We start from the raw sequence: 18,524 nt of genomic DNA on the forward strand, positions 1-18,524 counted from the left end.
TATGATTTCATTAAAGTCTGCATTGGCAAAACCTTTTGCAAAACGTATTTATAAAAAAATCCAAAAATGGGCAACGCATCCAATTGAAAACCAGCGACAAGTATTTCAAGATTTAATTTCTGAGGCTACAAAAACTCAGTTTGGAAAGGACCATGATTTTGTAAGTATTAATAATCATGAAGATTTTGTAAAACGTGTTCCAATAAGAGATTACGAAGACTTAAAACCTTATGTTGAAAGAGTAGTTGCCGGTGAAGAAGATATTCTTTGGAAAGGAAAACCAATTTATTTTGCCAAAACATCCGGTACAACCTCAGGATCGAAATATATTCCAATCACAAAAGAGAGTATGCCATCGCATATTGAAGCAGCAAGAAACGCTATTTTAATGTACATTCATGAAACTGGAAACGCCAAATTTGTAGATGGGAAAATGATTTTTTTACAAGGAAGTCCTATTTTAAAAGAGCAAAACGGCATTCAGCTAGGGCGTTTATCAGGTATAGTAGCCCATTATGTGCCTAAATATTTGCAAAAAAACAGGTTGCCTTCTTGGGAGACTAACTGTATTGAAGATTGGGAAACAAAGGTTGATAAAATAGTTGAAGAAACTTTACCCGAAAACATGACAGTTATTTCTGGAATCCCTTCTTGGGTTCAAATGTATTTTGAAAAAATTCAACAGAAAACAGGAAAAAAAGTAGGTGATGTATTTAAAAACTTCAACTTATTTATATTTGGAGGTGTAAATTACGAACCTTACAGGGCTAAATTTGAAAATCTAATAGGCAGAAAAGTTGATAGCATAGAATTGTATCCTGCAAGTGAAGGGTTTTTTGCTTTCCAAGATAAACAGGATGAAAAAGGGATGCTACTTCAGTTAAATTCGGGTATTTTTTACGAGTTTATTAAAGCAGATGAATTTTTTGAAGAGAACCCAAAACGTATCACTATTAAAGATGTTGAGCTTGGTGTAAATTATGTCATGATTATCTCAACTAATGCAGGTTTATGGGCTTATAATATTGGAGATACTGTAGAGTTTACATCAACAAAACCATATCGTGTTATAGTATCAGGACGGATAAAACATTTTATTTCGGCATTTGGTGAGCACGTAATAGGTAAAGAGGTAGAGCAAGCCATTCAAGAAGCAACGGCAAATACAAATATTAGAGTTTCAGAATTTACTGTGGCGCCTCAAATTAATCCTAATGAGGGGTTGCCATATCACGAATGGTTTATAGAATTTGAAAATGAACCGGACAACCTATCGGCTTTAGCGAAAAAAATAGACGAGTCACTTCAAGAACAAAACTCTTATTATTTCGATCTAATTGAAGGTAAAGTGTTGCAGCCACTCAAGATTACAAAAGTAAAAACTGGAGGTTTTCAAGAGTATATGAAATCCGTCGGGAAATTGGGTGGGCAGAATAAATTACCTAGATTGTCTAATGACAGGAAAATTGTTGAACGTTTTTGTTGATCTAATATAAATACAAAGTCTTAAAAGATTATTGTTTCTAGTAAAAGGGTAATATTAAATTAATTAAGAAATGAAAAAAAATTCAAAAATATATGTTGCTGGTCATAAAGGTCTTGTAGGATCAACTATTCTTAAAAACCTAAAAAGTAAAGGATATACTAATTTAATAACTAGAACTCATAAGGAATTAGATTTGCTCATTCAGGAAGACGTCATTAAATTTTTTAAAAAAGAAAAACCTGAATATGTTGTACTAGCAGCTGCTAAGGTTGGCGGAATACTTGCCAATAATAAGTATAGAGCTGATTTTATTTATGAGAATTTAATGGTACAGAACAATGTTATTCACCAATGTTATTTAAATAACGTTAAAAAATTATTGTTTTTAGGGAGCACCTGTATTTACCCTAAAAACGCGTCTCAGCCTATGAAAGAGAATAGTTTGTTAACAGGGCCACTTGAGTATACCAATGAACCTTATGCGATTGCAAAAATTGCAGGGATTAAAATGTGCGAGAGCTATAATTTACAATATGGCACAAATTTCATTTCTGTTATGCCAACTAATCTTTATGGTCCTAACGATAATTTTGATTTAGAAACATCGCATGTGCTACCTGCATTAATTAGAAAAATTCATTTGGCTAAATTATTATCTGAATCGAAATATGATGAGGTGTTAAAAGACCTGAACGTTGATTCTATTAAAGAAGCCAAAACATACTTATTACCTTTTGGGGTTACAGAAACTAGCGTTGAAATTTGGGGGACAGGTAAACCAAAAAGAGAGTTTTTATGGAGTGAAGAGATGGGTGAGGCATGTGTTTTTTTAATGGAAAACTGTGATTTTAAAGACACTTATTCTGAAGAAAATGGAGAAATACTTAATACACACATAAACATTGGCACAGGAAAAGATATTTCTATTAAAAGACTTGCTGAAATAATTAAAGATACTGTAGGGTATAAAGGCGAGTTAGTATTTAATCACGATAAACCCGATGGTACACCAAGGAAACTAACAGATGTATCAAAAATAAATAACATGGGCTGGCAATATAAAATAGAAATAGAAGAAGGGGTTGAAAAACTTTATCAATGGTACCTAAATAAATAAGTTAGACCACTAAAATCACATTATTGTTTTCCTCGATTTACTTCGGTTAAATTAAATCAAAATAGTAGTATATTTGCCACAACCAAACCAAACTATGAGTCGTAAAAAGCATCATGAAAGAACTAGAGCTCAAGAAAGCTCAAACGCTATTGAAAGAATGTACGTTACTATGCGCCATTTATTTAATAGAGGTTTCTACAAACCAATGGGTATTTCTGGTGAAACACTACGAAATGCATTATTACTTTTAAGACCAGAAATTTACGGTTCAATTGGAGATGAAAAAGCAGAACTAGAAGGCTTAATTTATGTTATAGATAGATTGCCACAAGGTATAGAAGAATGCACGTTTATTAACTTAACAAGTGATGAAGGCTATTCAGAATCGCACTTCAAACCTATAATTCCAGAGAAACGTCGTCGAAACTGTTATAGGATTGATAACGAACAAATGAATATCGAAATCACAAGAGGGCGATCTGAAATTTATGATATTCTCACTCACCTCACTTTTCTTTTTATTGAATCGCACAAAATAAGTAAACGTGTATTAATTGACGAGCATGGATCAACCACCAGAGATTGGATTAAACTAGAAAAGGCAGTTTTATCTAAAAAGAAGCTTACTCAAGAAGAAAGAGAGGTAGCTATTACTCATACAGCTAATATTTTAGGGAGAACGTTTAATGAGTTAAGTACGGTTTATAAGGCGTTTGCTAAACCTTCACAACCTGAAAGGTTACTACATATAGTTTATTGGTTGGGTAAACTGGCCATAGAAGAATTAATAAATAATAACAAACGCACAATTACATTTAGCCCTGTTTTAAGAGAACGAATTGGGCATCATATCCATGGGGAAATTTGGGCTGACGAAATCAAAGACACACTTTTTAAAAATGATTTATTAGAAAGACCAATTCATATCATTAGTGCTAACATGCATAGTGTTATGAATACGCTGTACGCTTATAATGCGCTAAAGCCTAATTCATATAAACAAGACATTTTTGCGGTCTATCAATCTTTAAGTAAAAATGAAAATAAATTATTGCGCAATAAAGTAACAAAAGAAGCGTTGCAAAAAGGCATGATTTATATAGAAGATACTTCTGGGACGAATATAGATGTTCAAATATTTGATACGACTAAATTGGACATTTCTAAAATGGATATTAAAATTTCTCAGACTAGTATAAAACAAAATAAACCTGTTATATTAGTCATGGATTATGCTTTTGGAGAGCAAGCTTACGAAACCATAGATGAGTTACTAAAACCTTATAAACAAAAAGGAAAGAAACACCATCTTAATGTAGAGTCGATATCTATTATGGGGAAAGCGGGTATTTTAGAAGGTGATAAAGGAGATATTATGATTCCTTCAGCTCATATTTTTGAAGGGACTGCCGACAATTATCCTTTTGAAAATGAATTAAAAAAGGAAGTTTTAGAAGGTCATGGAATAAATATATGTAAAGGATCAATGATAACAGTTCTAGGAACCTCTTTACAGAATAAGGACATATTAAAATTCTTTTATAATTCCACATGGCAGGTTATAGGCTTGGAAATGGAAGGTGCACATTATCAAAAAGCAATCCAAGCGGCTTCAAAAGTTCGTGGAAGTATAAAACCAGATGTTAAAGTAAGATACGCATATTATGCTAGTGATAATCCTTTAAAAACGGGAGCAACATTGGCATCGGGTGGCTTGGGAACTTCGGGCGTGAAACCGACATATTTAATAACAAGAACTATTTTAGAACAAATATTTAATTAATATCATGAGCAAAAATTTACAAGAACAACCACAAAGAGAAGAAGTCGACTTAGGGCAGTTGTTTAAAATAATTGGTAATTTATTTCAACGTTTATTTGATTTTGTTTCATCTATTTTTAAAGGAATATATAGAATAATTTTATTGTTTTTAATCCACGTTTTTAAACGATTGAAATGGTATGCTTTAGCAATTTTTTTAGGTTTAATTTCAGGGTATTTCTTAGATAAATTAAGTGGGGAAATATATGGCGCCAATGTATTTATTGAGACTAATTATAATGCTTCACATCAAGTATATGAAAACATGCAGTACTTGCATCAATTGGCATATGTAGATAAAGATTCAACAGAATTAGCAAGAAAACTAGAAATACCTGTTGCAGATGCCGCTAAATTAAAAGGATTTTATATAGAACCAGACATTGACGAGAATGATAAAATTAAAATGTTTGTTAATTTCAAAAATGGATTGGATTCCGTAGCGAGAGCTGAGTATACATATAAAGAATTTACTGCGTCTATAAATTATTATAGTTTCAAACGTCATAAAATAGGGGTAGCATCAACGGACCGTTTTGTATACCGAAAACTGCGAGGTAAATTAGTCAAAGCAATTACGGATAATGATTATTTAATTAATTTAAAAAATGTAACTCTGAAGAATTTTAAAACCCAAGATATTTCAATACAAGAAGAACAAAGAAAAATAGATTCATTGGTAGACGTATATTTAATGATCAGAGAACGGGAATCTAAAAAGGAGGCTCAAGCCGGTTCTGGAACTAATTTTTTTATGGCTAACGGACAACAAAAAAGTGATTTGTTAGTCAATGAATCAGAACTTATAGAAAAGATTTCAGGACTAGAAGCACAGAGAAGAAATATTGAAAAGGATCTTGTGGTGAATAATGATATTGTCAGTGTTATATCAGATTTTCCTGATGCGGGTTACGACATTTCTGAATGGACAGACCGAAAAACGTTTGTCTTACCAATATTGTTTTTTATACTAACATTTATTGGCTTCCTGTTAATTGGTTTTGGTCAGTTTTTATCCGAGGAAGATAAAAAGTTAAAAAAGTATTAATGAATTCTATTTTGATAACAGGAGGAGCAGGTTTTATAGGATCACATGTCGTAAGGCTTTTTGTAGAAAAATACCCTCATTATCATATTTTTAATTTAGATTCTTTAACTTATGCGGGAAATTTAGAAAATTTAAAGGATATTGAAGGCAAACCTAATTATACCTTTATAAAAGCAGACATAATTGATGAAAGTACTTTAAACGCGCTTTTTAAAACTTATAGGTTTGAGAGCATAATTCATTTGGCCGCAGAATCTCATGTTGATAGGTCTATAGAGGACCCTTTATTATTTGTTAAAACTAATATAATTGGAACAATTAATCTTTTAAATGCTGCAAAGAAAAATTGGAAAGGTAATTTTATAAACAAACTATTTTATCACGTAAGCACTGATGAAGTTTACGGCACATTAGGAGAGACGGGTTTATTTACTGAGACTACCGCCTATAATCCGAATTCTCCATACTCAGCCTCAAAGGCAAGTTCAGATCATTTTGTAAGAGCTTATGGCGAAACTTATGGCCTGCCATATGTGATTACAAATTGTTCTAACAATTACGGTCAAAATCAATTTCCAGAAAAATTAATTCCTTTATTTATTAATAATATAATAAATAACAAGGAATTACCAGTGTATGGAGATGGTAATTATACTAGAGATTGGCTATATGTAAAAGATCATGCCATAGCAATAGATTTAGTGTTTCATAAAGGAAAACAGGGAAACACATACAATATCGGAGGTTTAAACGAATGGAAAAACATTGATTTAGTTCAATTACTTTGTCAACAAATGGATGTCGCTTTAGGTAGAAAAAAAGGGATATCAGAAAAATTGATAACATTTGTTAAAGATCGCCCAGGACATGATTTAAGATATGCGATTGATGCATCAAAGATAAAGAATGAATTAGGTTGGACTCCATCGGTAACTTTTGAAGAAGGTCTAAAAGAAACAATCTATTGGTATTTAAATAATCAAATATGGCTTAACAATGTAACGAGTGGAGCATATCAATCATACTATAAAAAACAATATTGCAACTAAATCATGAAGGGAATTATATTAGCTGGAGGCTCAGGAACAAGGCTGTATCCGCTTACGAAAGTAGTAAGTAAACAGCTTATGCCCGTTTATGATAAGCCCATGATTTATTATCCGTTAACGACACTTATGTCCGCAGGCATAACAGAGATATTAATTATTTCAACTTCAAAAGATTTACTTAATTTTAAAGCACTTTTTGGCGATGGGAATGAATATGGCTGTAAGTTTGAATATGCTGTTCAAGAGGAACCAAAAGGTTTAGCCGATGCTTTTATTATTGGTGAATCTTTCATAGGGAAAGATAGTGTCGCATTAATTTTAGGAGACAATATTTTTTATGGTTCTGGTTTAGATATTACATTGCAAAATAATATAGACCCTAAAGGAGGTGTTATTTTTGCTTATCATGTTCAAGATCCGCAACGCTATGGTGTGGTCGAATTCGACCAAAACAATAAAGCCATTTCAATTGAAGAAAAGCCTGAAAAACCAAAATCTAATTTTGCTGTTCCAGGTATTTATTTTTATGATAACACTGTAGTTGAAATAGCCAAAGCAATAAAACCAAGTAAGCGTGGTGAATTGGAAATCACAGATGTAAATAAGGCATACTTGAATAAAGACAAGCTTAATGTTCAAATTTTAGATAAAGGAACGGCTTGGTTAGATACCGGCACGTTTACCTCATTAATGCAGGCTTCTCAGTTTGTTCAAGTTATTGAGGAACGTCAAGGCCAAAAAATTGGTTGTATTGAGGAGGTGGCTTATAAAATGGGTTATATAAATAAAGCTCAATTATTAAAATTAGCTCTACCGTTACTTAAAAGTGGTTATGGAGATTATCTTCAACAAATAGTCTAATATAAAATGAAAGTTGAAGAAACATATTTAGAAGGCTGCTTTGTAATTACGCCTAAAGTTTTCAAAGATGACAGAGGTTACTTTTTAGAAACCTTTAATGAGCAAGTTTTTTCAAAAGAAACAGGAATTAGAACGCATTTTGTTCAAGACAACTTATCGAAGTCTTCAAAGGGTGTACTTAGAGGGCTACATTTTCAAGAAGGAGAGGCTGCACAAGCAAAACTAGTTCAAGTTATAAAAGGGAAAGTTTTAGATGTATGTGTAGATTTAAGAAAAGATTCGCTAACATTCGGAAAACATTTTTCAATAACATTAGATGGTTTGAATAAAGTTCAACTTTATGTTCCTAGAGGCTTTGCTCACGGATTTATAGTATTAGAAGACAACTCCATTTTTTCATATAAATGTGATAATTTTTATGATAAGAATTCAGAATCTGGAATCATTTTCAATGATAAAACGTTAAATATTGACTGGAATTTTCCTGAAGAAAAAATAATCGTGTCTGAAAAAGACAAAAACTTAGAAACGTTTGAAAACCTATTCAGATGATAAAGAAAGTTTTAGTTACGGGTGCCAATGGTCAATTAGGAAAAACCATTAAAGAGTTATATCAAATAAATGATCTGGGTTTAGAATTTATTTTTGTTACAAAGCAAGAATTAGATATTAAAAAAAAAGATGATATTAAATCTTTTTTCAGTAAAAGAAGCTTCGATTATTGTATAAATTGTGCAGCTTATACCAATGTGGAACAAGCCGAAAAAACGCCTGAAATAGCATATCTTATTAATGCTGAAGGTGTAAAGTATTTGACCCAAACTTGTGAAGATAATAATGTTGTATTGATTCATATTTCAACAGATTATGTCTTTGATGGAAATAAAATAGGGTCTTATACGATTAAAGATTTACCAAATCCAATCAACGAATATGGAAAATCTAAACTTTTAGGAGAACAATATATTCAACAAATTTTGAAAAACTATTTTATTATAAGAACCTCCTGGTTATATAGTAAAAAATACGGCAATAACTTCTATAGGACCATTTTAAAGAAAGCTAAAACGGAAAAGGAGTTAACTATTACAACAGAGCAAATAGGATGTCCAACAAATACAATAAATTTGGCAAAATATATAATAGATTTTATACTTAATAAATCTATCGAATATGGTGTAAAACATTTTTGTGATGAAAAAGTTATGACCTGGTTTGATTTTGCTGAGGAAATAATAAAAGAAAACAATTTATCAAATAAAGTAAAACTTGCTAAGGCAAAGAATTATCGTACTTTTGCAGCTAGACCTAAAAATAGCGTTTTATTATAAAAAAATTCAATTTTTAAATGTGTGGAATAACAGGAATATACTCAAAAAAAAATATTTCAAATATTGAAGAAAGAATTCTGAAAATGAATACTTCAATTAGGCATAGAGGGCCAGACGCTGGAGGTTATTATAAAGATAATAACCTGACGCTTGGTCATAGACGATTAAGTATTATAGACACAAGAGAGGTTTCTAATCAACCTATGCATTCAAATAATAATTCTTGGCATATTGTCTTTAATGGGGAGATTTATAATTTTCTTGAAATCAAATCGCAACTAAATTATGAATTTAAAACAAATTCTGACACAGAAGTTATCATTGCCGCAGTTCAAGAAAAAGGAATAGATTGGTTTCTAAATCAAGCGAACGGGATGTTTGCCATGGCATTGTATAATTCTGAAACCAAAACCTTATTATTGGTTAGAGATAGAATGGGAATAAAACCTCTTTATTTTTATAATGATGGAGAGCATTTAGTTTTTTCATCAGAAATTAAAGCGATACTATCAAGTGGTTTAGTTGATGCTCAATTTAATGATGAGGCAGTAGATGAATATTTAGCAAACAGATATATAAGAACCCCTTATACATTTTTTAAAGATGTTTTTCAAGTAAATCCAGGCACTTATTTACGCATTGACAAAGAGCTATCAATTGACGAGATTAAATATTGGGATATACCAGAAGTGTTTAATATGTCCAAGGAGTATAATGAAGAGGAAATACTTAATGGATTAGATGAGGAAATTAATAAAGCCATTAAATATAGACTTATTGCAGATGTTCCATTAGGCACCTACTTAAGTGGCGGTGTAGATTCTAGTTTAATTACCGCGATCACTGCTTTAAATAAGAAGGAAGAAGTTAACACCTATACTATTGGGTTTGAGGAAATAAATGAGTTTGAGTATTCAGAGGTTATTGCCGAAAAATACAAAACAAATCATCATGAAATCTTAATGCGAAAAGAGGACTATATGTCTAATTGGGAACGTCTTATTAATTTTAAAGACGCACCATTAGGCGTCCCTAATGAAATCCCATTAGCTGTAATGTCTAGCAAGTTAAAAGAAAAAATAACAGTAGTGTTATCAGGGGAAGGGGCAGATGAATTAATGGGTGGATATGGTAGAATTTACAGAGCTCCTTTTGACTATAAAAATGAAGGCTCGAAAGTTCCTTTTTACGATTATTTTATCTCAAAATATGATTACGTACCAAGATCCATGAGAGATGAATTAATTAATACACCAAAAAACTATAGGGAAGAATTTGATATTAAGTTGAGGGCTGATTTCAGCAATAGATCGAATGAAGAGAGTATATTTAAATTCTTTCATAAATATCACGTAAAAGGTTTATTGCAGCGTGTAGACATGACAACAATGCAGACCTCTGTAGAAGCTAGAGTACCTTTTTTAGATCATAACTTAATCGAATTTTCGTATAGTAATATTCCTTATGATTTAAAATTACGATGGATAAGTAATGATGCTAAAAATGAAGCAAGATCAATGAACTCTAGTAAGTATAGTGAAACCTTAGATACTCCAAAATACTTACTTAGAAAAGTATCCTATAAATACTTACCCAAAGAAATTATAGAACGCAAAAAAATAGGATTCCCTGTGCCGTTAACAGAATGGTTTGAAAACTTGGAATCTCTAGCCACTGAACTTTTACCAAATGCCGAGTGGTTGAAAAAAGGAGTGGTTTACGACTTAATTAAAAAAAGCAAAACGGAACCTAGGGCTGGACAAATTCTCTGGATGTTCATTAATATAGAATTATTTAAAAGAAACTACTTTGACAAACAGTGGAAGTGGTAAAAAAAGTTAATTATGTATAAAAGAGGAGACGAAAAAACAATAGTTGGGTATACTTCTGGAGTATACGATTTATTTCATATTGGGCATTTAAATTTAATTAAAAATGCAAAAGGCTTATGTGATAAATTAATAGTAGGAGTAACTTCTGATGAGTTGGTTGCTTATAAAAACAAAAAGGCAGTTATAGGACATCAGGAACGCATGGAAATAGTCAGGAATATTAGACATGTTGATGCAGTTGTCCCTCAAAACGATATGGATAAATATAAAATGTGGGAGCGTCTTAAATTTGATGTAATGTTTGTGGGAGATGATTGGTTTGAGAGTGATAAATGGAAAGAATTAGATGAAAAGTTTGAAGCTGTTGGTGTTAAAATTATTTACTTCCCTTATACAAAGGGTACATCATCTACCCTAATAAATGAAACATTAAAAAACTTAAGAGCAAAGAAGTAAATTTTTAACATAGGGATAGAAATTTTGAAAATAATTAGTTAATTAATTACATGAAACTTTCTTATTTTAAGCACGCATTAGTAAAAAATTTTTTAGCACTTTCGACACTACAAGGAGTTAATCTTATTTTACCATTTGTGACATTGCCTTACTTAACCAGAGTTCTTGGAGTTTCTAATTATGGAGTTGTGGCAATGGTCTATTCAATAATGCAGTTGCTATCAGTAGTTTGTGATTATGGTTTTAATTTGTCAGCTACGAAAGAAATATCATTGTTTAGAAGAAATATTTCCAAGGTAAATACTATTTTCAGCAGTATTCTATTAGCGAAAGTTGGGTTACTAATAATTTCTCTATTAATTTTATTGATATTGACGACTTATGTTCCGGTTTTAGCAACTAATAAGGCTGCATATTTTATGGGTTTCGGGATTGTATTAGGCCAAGTTCTAACACCTACATGGCTGTTTCAAGGGATGGAAAAAATGAAATATATTACTATAGTTAACTTGGTTTCAAAGTCATTGTTTACTCTTTTAATTTTTGTATTTATAAAAAACATAGAAGATTTCATTTATGTACCATTACTATATTCTATTGGGTTTGTAATTGCGGGCATTCTATCATTAATTTTTGCTTATAAAGAATTTGGAGTTACTTTTTATTTTACAAAATGGAATAATATTATTGAACAATTAAAAGGTAGCTCACAATATTTCTTTTCTCGAGCATCAGTTGCTTTATATACATCTAGTAACAATTTTATTGTTGGACTAGTTCTAGGAGAATTTTATGCAGGTATATTCGGCGTAGCAGAAAGGTTATTTACTGCAATGACAGTAATTTATAGCCCATTGTCCGACGCGATTTACCCTTATATGGTTCAAAAAAAAGATCTAAATCTTTTTAAAAAGGTTTTTTTGTCGGCTATAGTCTTTAATTGTTTTGTTAGCTTAATCACAATTTATTTTTCAAGTGAAATAGTTTATTTTGTATTTGGAGAAGGATATGAAGAAAGTGCGATATTATTAAAATACTTCTGCTTTTTATCGTTAATTATTGTTCCTGCCACTTTTATAGGCTACCCATTACTTGGCGCTTTTGGTTTTGAAAAATATGCCAATTATAGTGTGGTTATTGCTTGTATAATTCACGTAATTATTTTGTTCTTTATTTCTACGTTCCTTTCAATTTATTTAATGGTATTATTGCTAATTTTCACTCAATTTATTGTCTTAGGAATTAGATATATAGGAGTTAGAAAGTTTTTAAAACAACAACGATTTATAAATAAAAAAGCTATTTAATAAGATGAGGAGGATTTTACAGGGTTTATTAACAGTAATTAATATAGGCATAGGGTTCCCTATTTATTATCTTTCCATATTCTTCCCAAAGAAAAAAAACTTAGCTGTAATAGGCTCTTCTTTAGGTAATCATTTTGCTGATAATTCTAAGTATTATTATATAGAGTATTATAGTAAAGAAAGGAATGATTTAAACCTGGTTTGGATTACAAAAAACAGAAATTTAGTGAAAGAATTAAAGTTAAAAGGGCTTCCTGCCGAATTTCTTTATTCTATTAAAGGGTTTTATACTGCATTAAGAGCGCAAAAAGCATATCTCTCTCATCAATTACAAGATATTAATGGTCCGTTAATCGGGGGGGCAACAATTATTCAGTTTTGGCACGGTATGCCTTTAAGAAAGATTGGATATGGAGGCGATTGGAACGACAATAGTCTTTCTGGAAAAACTAAGCTTTTTATTTCTAAATGGCTGCCATATGCATATTATATGAAATGTGATGTTTTATTGGCACCATGTGCAAAGGCAAAGGATAATTATATTGAGCCATTTTCTAAATCATTTAGAGACAATAAGATTAAAGACAATATCGTATTATCTCAACAGCCTAGAACTCTTTGCTTTAAAGACTCATACAATCTAAATAAAAACTATTTTCCAGAAGCAGATAAGCTATTAGAGCTTAGAAAAAATTACAATGGTATAATTTCGTGGTTACCAACGCAACGAAAACTATTTAATAAAACGATTTTGGATGTAATTAAAGATTCAGGTTTGGATTTAGGTAAAATGAATGAGTATTGCAAAAACAACAAAAGCATTTTCGTTATAAAGGCTCATTTTTTAGATTTTAATCTATTAAAAGATATTACAAAGGAGTTTAAAAACGTTTTAGTTTACCCTTATTCGGATCCATATCCTTTGCTTAAATTCACTGATGTATTGATAACTGATTATTCAAGTGTTTTTTTTGATTTTCTACTATTAAATCGACCTATCGTATTTATGTGCCATGATTTAGTTGAGTATACTAGAAGGGTAAATTTTTATTATGATTTTTTAGGACTGGATATAGGTACAGTTTGTAAGACATGGGAAAGCACTGTTAATGTAATATCTGATATTTTAAAAAATCATGACGAATTTGTTGAAAGAAGAAAGGAACAATTAATAAGGCTTGATTTTGTTACAAAATACAACCCATTAATTGAATTTTAAAGTATAATAAGAGAAGATATTTAGGAGTATTAAAGTCTATTTAAAACATAATAATGAAAGTTAAATTCACTACGTTTTTTTGCTTATTTTTGTTTTTTTTGCCTTTCACTCAAGCGCTTACAATAAATATAGGATTTCCTTTAAAAGGATCAGAATTATTATTAATGATAATAATTGTTCTCTATATGTTTGTTGGGTATTTACCTAAAGAATATTTGTATTTTGTTGTAAATAGTAAAACATTAGTCTTGTTTTTGCTTTGGACACTATTTTCATTTACAATAAACAGTTTATGGAAATATGAATATCCTTTAAAGGAAGTTCCATTCAGAATAAGTGCATTCGGGGACAGTTTTTTAAGATTTTGTTATATACAATTAAATATAATAGCATTTTTTGCTAGTTTATATTTCATATCAAAAAATGAAAATGTATTAAAATACTGGGTTAAGGGTGCTTTAATAGCGGCTTGGTATTCTTGGTATTTGTTTATTTTTTCTGCATTTGATTTTCCTTATGTAAAATTATTTGGCATGGAGCCATCTCCACAAAATTTATTTGGAATCATAAGATGTGGCACATTTAAAGAAGGAAACTTCTTTGGTCTTTTTTTAATATTATCCTCTGCAGTTGCTTTTTTTAAAGGGAAAACAAAAGTAGGATGGTTTTTATTATTTACAATTATCACTACTATGTCTACGATTTCAATAGTAAGCGGAGCCATTTTTTTAATTTATATTTATAGAAAGAAATTATTTACAGGAAAAATTTTAATTATTTACCCTTTAATTTTAGCCGGATTTTTGTTTTTCGCTCAAACAGAGTATTATCAAAAATTTATAAAAGCAAAAATTTTTCAACCAGTTAGTTACCTTACTGAAGGAAATTTTTCTAAAGTAGATAGATATTTAACAGGAAGAATTGCGTTCAAACAAGGCATTGATAATCCAATAATAGGAGTTGGACCCTATAACTATGCGCTTCACTATGATAGATATAATGATTATAAAAAAATTGTAAAAAATCCTTCTAAATGGTTTGATAATTTTATTGCAAGGAGAAACAGAAGAGGTATTACAAATAATGTGTATTTAGAAGTGTGGTCTGAGTATGGTATAGTTGGATTTCTATTTTTTATAGTTTTTTTAAGTAAAACTTTAATTGTAGCAATTAAAAATAAAAACGATATTATTACAGGAGGAGTTATTGCTACTTTAATTTCATTTAATGCATTTCCTTCTTTTATAATGCTATTCATTTGGGTGTTTTTGGCTATACCTTATGCCATGAAATATAAAGAAAAAATCATAAAATGAGTTTGAGATTTTTCAAAGAGAAATACATTTATATATTAGCACTTTTACCACTTATGTCGTTGTTTATGGTAAGTGTTGCTATTACTGTTTTCTTTATAGGATCTTTTTTAAGTTTAATTTATTACGAAAAATCGGGAAACAACAATGGTAAACTACAGATAAATAAAGTAGTTTTGTTTTGTATATTGCCTTTTTTATTGTATTTAATATCACTTTTTTGGACAGAAAATTTGGATGTAGGATTTAGGTATGCTGGAAAAACATTGTCTTTTTTTGTTTTACCAATTACGGTGTTTATATTAAAACCATTTAAATCGACACTTCAATTTAAAAATTTTAATAAAGTATTTATAATGGCATCTGCCATTTCTATGGTTATTACAGTTATTTATATTCTTTTTAGAATAAATAATATTTTTAATCAGCGAAACGAATATTCTATTAATATCAAACTTAGAGAGACTATTGAATTAACACCTATCATTGGAGAGCATACTATTTACTTTTCGTTAATAATGGCAATAGCATTATTATTGCTTTTTTATAATAGATTTAAATATCAATGGCTGAATATTTTTTTGTGTTTATTATTTATAATGGGTATTGTGATAGCGAGTTCAAAGGGAGTTATTCTATCTGTTTTGCTTGTTGGAATTTTGCTGGCTTTTCAAGAAATAAAAAGTAAAGTAAAAGTAATCATGGTAATTGCCTTGTCGTTATTCGGTTTTGTAACTATTGCTTATTTCTCACCAATTAAAGATAGAGTAAATGAAATTATAAAGACTAAACATATTTATCCAAAGGAGGAATACTATAATTCATTTAATTTACGAATGGCTATATATAATTGCTCTTTTTCTCTAATTAAGGAAACTCCAATTATGGGTTACGGACCAGGTGATGTGCAACAAGAACTCAATAATTGTTATAAAAAATTTAACACTAGTGCCTTCAATAACAAGAATTACAACACTCATAATCAGTATCTTGATTATATTCTTTCTTTTGGGGTAATTGGCTTAATCTTAATTTTATTTTCCTTTATATATTTTTTAGGAATTGCTATAGTATACAAAAACAATGAGTACTTTAATATTTTAATCTTATTTTACTCGTCGTTTTTTACGGAGAATTTTTTAGTCAGAAACACAGGAATAGTTTTGTTTATAAGTTTTAATTGTTTAATGGCTTACTCTACCTTATTTAATAAAAAAATAAGTAACTAATAATGTTAGCAATTGTTTCCAATTTTTATCCCAGTTAATGAAAGATTAAATAAGTGCTTTGTTTTCAAAATGTTTAAAGAAGCTTAATGATACATTTTTTCACATTTTGAGATTAGTTTTTATAAAACTAAGAAAACGTTTAAATGGGTTAATTATATGTACTTTTGTTTTTTAATTAATCATAATATTCTTTTCTTTAGCAGAAAATATTTTCTTGAGTTCATATGGTTCATTTTTTTACTCTTATTTATTCTAAAAAAATCTTATGATAGTAATTAACGCAAGATTTTTGACACAAAGGCTAACCGGAGTACAACGTGTTGCTTTTGAAATTTGTAATAGGATTCAAAATCAAATAGGCAATAAAAAAGTTATTTTCGTTGCGCCTAATGATGAAATCCTTAATCATTTGGACGGAGACTTTAATATAGTTTTTACTGGAAAACTTAAAGGACAGTTGTGGGAACAAATAGATTTACCGCTTTATCTGAAAAAAAACGGGAATCCGTTGCTTATTAATTTTGTTGGAATAGGCCCAGTATTTTATAAGAATAAATTAATATTTCTTTATGACTTGGCTTTTAAACATCATCCGGAATGGTTCTCTTTTGCATTTCAAAAATCATACAATCTATTAATTCCTAAAAGCATTAAGAACTCCAGACGAATAGTTACAGATAGTAATTATGTAAAGTCTGACATCATTGAAACCTATAAAATTTCTGAAAATAAAATTGATGTTATTTATCCGGCACCATCATTACAATTTGTGAATAAAGGATTAAAAAAAGAAAAGATTATATTAACCGTGTCTTCTATAGATCCTCGAAAGAACTTAAAACGAATTATAAAAGCTTTTAACGGTATAGATTCAGATTATAAACTTAAAATTGTAGGCGCGAAAAACAAAACATTTTCTAATATTGGTATAGATGATAAACAACTTAATGAGAATATTATATTTACAGGGTATTTAACAGATGAAGAGCTAATTGATGCTTATAATACCGCTGAGATATTTATTTATGCGTCAGTTTTTGAAGGCTTTGGCATTCCGCCTCTAGAAGCTCAAGCCTGTGGGAGCGCTTGTATCGTATCTAATGCTACGTCTTTGCCTGAAGTTTATGAACAATCTGTTGAATATTTCGACCCTTATTCTGTTGAAAGTATGAGAAATAAAATAGAAGAAGTAATTAATAATAAAAATAAAATAGAGCAACTTAAAAAATTAGGACTTGAAAACTCAAAACGTTTTAGTTGGGATACAGCAACCACTGAATTAGAATCGATAATAAAAGAATTAATATGAAAAAAGCTTTAGTACATGATTGGTATACTGTATATGGAGGTGCAGAACGATGTGTTGAAAGTTTTAACAACATTTGGGATGATTTCGATCACTTTTCTTTGATAGATGATTTATCGCAAAAAAACAGAGATATAATTTTAAAAGGAAAACAAACAAAAAATTCGTTTATTCAAAAATTACCCTTTGGAAAAAAAAAATATAGAAGTTACCTCCCTTTATTTCCACTTGCCATTGAACAATTAGATTTTTCAGAATACGAATTAATAGTTTCATCTTCATCTTCTGTTGCAAAGGGTGTTTTAACAAGACCAGATCAATTACACATTTCTTATGTCTATTCACCGGTAAGGTATGCCTGGGATTTGTATTCACAGTATATCAAAGAAGCAAAATTAGATCGAGGAATAAAAGGTTTTTTTGCTAGGTATTTCTTGTTTAAATTAAGGCAATGGGATTATTCAACAGCCAATAGGCCAAATCATTATATTGCTATTTCTAAATACGTAGCTAAGAGAGTAAAAAAAATATATAATAAAGAAGCTATTGTTATATACCCTCCAGTTGACACGAATTCATTTACACTCACAGATGAAACAAAGGACTATTACATAACTTGTTCAAGAATGGTTCCTTACAAAAAAATTGATTTGATTGTTGAAACGTTTTCCAAATCAGGAAAAAAATTAGTTGTTGTTGGAGAAGGACCAGATTTTAAAAAAATAAAAAAATTAGCGAAGCCAAATATAGAATTAATGGGGTATGTTGAAAAAGATGAGATGCAAAAGTTGATAAAACAATCTAGAGCATTTATCTTTGCAGCTGAAGAAGATTTTGGTATAGCACCAATTGAAGCTCAAGCCTGTGGTATTCCGGTTATTGCATTTGGCAAGGGAGGGGCTCTTGAAACGATTAATGGGGTCTTTCCAAGTAAAAATAAGATTTCGGACGAGGTAACAGGGGTGTTTTTTAACAAACAAAACGTAAATTCTCTTTTGGAAGCAATTGATTATTTTGAAATGAATGAGGCTTTATTTGACAAAAAAACGATTAGAAAAAATACAGATCGGTTTAGTATTGAACGATTTGAAAATGAATTTAAAGAAACAGTAGAAACATTGTATAACAATTGGAAAGAAAACCAATAA

General features: G+C 30.0%; 16 protein-coding genes. All 16 read left to right on the top strand.

The window, feature by feature from the left end:
- Position 1: 1 nt before the first annotated feature.
- Complete coding sequence (locus tag O5O44_RS01615) at positions 2–1,486, top strand: GH3 auxin-responsive promoter family protein (RefSeq protein ID WP_289195469.1); 1,485 nt, start codon at positions 2–4, stop codon at positions 1,484–1,486.
- Between the two features lie 70 nt (positions 1,487–1,556).
- A complete protein-coding gene (locus O5O44_RS01620) occupies positions 1,557–2,603 on the top strand; it encodes a GDP-L-fucose synthase family protein (protein ID WP_289195470.1) in 1,047 nt (348 codons plus the stop codon).
- A 94-nt stretch (positions 2,604–2,697) separates the two neighbouring features.
- Positions 2,698–4,386 carry a DUF6909 family protein gene (locus O5O44_RS01625; RefSeq protein WP_289195471.1) on the top strand — a complete coding sequence of 563 codons (1,689 nt, stop codon included), beginning with the start codon at positions 2,698–2,700 and terminating at the stop codon, positions 4,384–4,386.
- Positions 4,387–4,390: 4 nt separating this feature from the next.
- Positions 4,391–5,473 carry a hypothetical protein gene (locus O5O44_RS01630; RefSeq protein ID WP_289195472.1) on the top strand — a complete coding sequence of 361 codons (1,083 nt, stop codon included), beginning with the start codon at positions 4,391–4,393 and terminating at the stop codon, positions 5,471–5,473.
- Positions 5,473–6,522 carry a dTDP-glucose 4,6-dehydratase gene (gene rfbB, locus O5O44_RS01635; protein WP_289195473.1) on the top strand — a complete coding sequence of 350 codons (1,050 nt, stop codon included), beginning with the start codon at positions 5,473–5,475 and terminating at the stop codon, positions 6,520–6,522. The genes O5O44_RS01630 and rfbB overlap by 1 nt, the downstream gene beginning before the upstream one ends.
- A 3-nt stretch (positions 6,523–6,525) precedes the next feature.
- Positions 6,526–7,383: a glucose-1-phosphate thymidylyltransferase RfbA gene (rfbA, locus tag O5O44_RS01640; protein ID WP_289195474.1), complete on the top strand. Its 858-nt coding sequence runs from the start codon at positions 6,526–6,528 to the stop codon at positions 7,381–7,383.
- A 6-nt stretch (positions 7,384–7,389) separates the two neighbouring features.
- Entirely contained in the window at positions 7,390–7,935 is a 546-nt protein-coding gene (gene rfbC / locus O5O44_RS01645; RefSeq protein ID WP_289195475.1) for a dTDP-4-dehydrorhamnose 3,5-epimerase, read from the top strand.
- Entirely contained in the window at positions 7,932–8,714 is a 783-nt protein-coding gene (rfbD, locus tag O5O44_RS01650; RefSeq protein ID WP_289195476.1) for a dTDP-4-dehydrorhamnose reductase, read from the top strand. Before rfbC ends, rfbD begins: the two co-directional genes overlap by 4 nt.
- A gap of 17 nt (positions 8,715–8,731) precedes the next feature.
- Positions 8,732–10,546 (top strand): asparagine synthase (glutamine-hydrolyzing), encoded by a 1,815-nt coding sequence (gene asnB / locus O5O44_RS01655; RefSeq protein WP_289195477.1) that lies wholly within the window; start codon positions 8,732–8,734, stop codon positions 10,544–10,546.
- 12 nt (positions 10,547–10,558) lie between these two features.
- Positions 10,559–11,002, top strand: coding sequence for an FAD synthase family protein (locus O5O44_RS01660; RefSeq protein ID WP_289195478.1), 444 nt, complete (start codon positions 10,559–10,561; stop codon positions 11,000–11,002).
- 50 nt (positions 11,003–11,052) lie between these two features.
- The gene (locus tag O5O44_RS01665) at positions 11,053–12,309 is read left to right on the top strand and encodes an oligosaccharide flippase family protein (protein WP_289195479.1); all 1,257 of its coding nucleotides are present in this window, start codon (positions 11,053–11,055) and stop codon (positions 12,307–12,309) included.
- 4 nt (positions 12,310–12,313) lie between these two features.
- Positions 12,314–13,528, top strand: coding sequence for a CDP-glycerol glycerophosphotransferase family protein (locus O5O44_RS01670; protein ID WP_289195480.1), 1,215 nt, complete (start codon positions 12,314–12,316; stop codon positions 13,526–13,528).
- Positions 13,529–13,581: 53 nt separating this feature from the next.
- Positions 13,582–14,844: an O-antigen ligase family protein gene (locus tag O5O44_RS01675; protein ID WP_289195481.1), complete on the top strand. Its 1,263-nt coding sequence runs from the start codon at positions 13,582–13,584 to the stop codon at positions 14,842–14,844.
- Complete coding sequence (locus tag O5O44_RS01680) at positions 14,841–16,070, top strand: O-antigen ligase family protein (RefSeq protein WP_289195482.1); 1,230 nt, start codon at positions 14,841–14,843, stop codon at positions 16,068–16,070. The genes O5O44_RS01675 and O5O44_RS01680 overlap by 4 nt, the downstream gene beginning before the upstream one ends.
- Before the next feature lie 265 nt (positions 16,071–16,335).
- Positions 16,336–17,379, top strand: a complete 1,044-nt coding sequence (locus tag O5O44_RS01685) for a glycosyltransferase family 4 protein (RefSeq protein WP_289195483.1) — start codon at positions 16,336–16,338, stop codon at positions 17,377–17,379.
- Positions 17,376–18,524 carry a glycosyltransferase gene (locus O5O44_RS01690; RefSeq protein ID WP_289195484.1) on the top strand — a complete coding sequence of 383 codons (1,149 nt, stop codon included), beginning with the start codon at positions 17,376–17,378 and terminating at the stop codon, positions 18,522–18,524. Before O5O44_RS01685 ends, O5O44_RS01690 begins: the two co-directional genes overlap by 4 nt.

Source organism: Algibacter luteus (genome assembly GCF_030344935.1).
Lineage (GTDB): Bacteria > Bacteroidota > Bacteroidia > Flavobacteriales > Flavobacteriaceae > Arenitalea > Arenitalea lutea.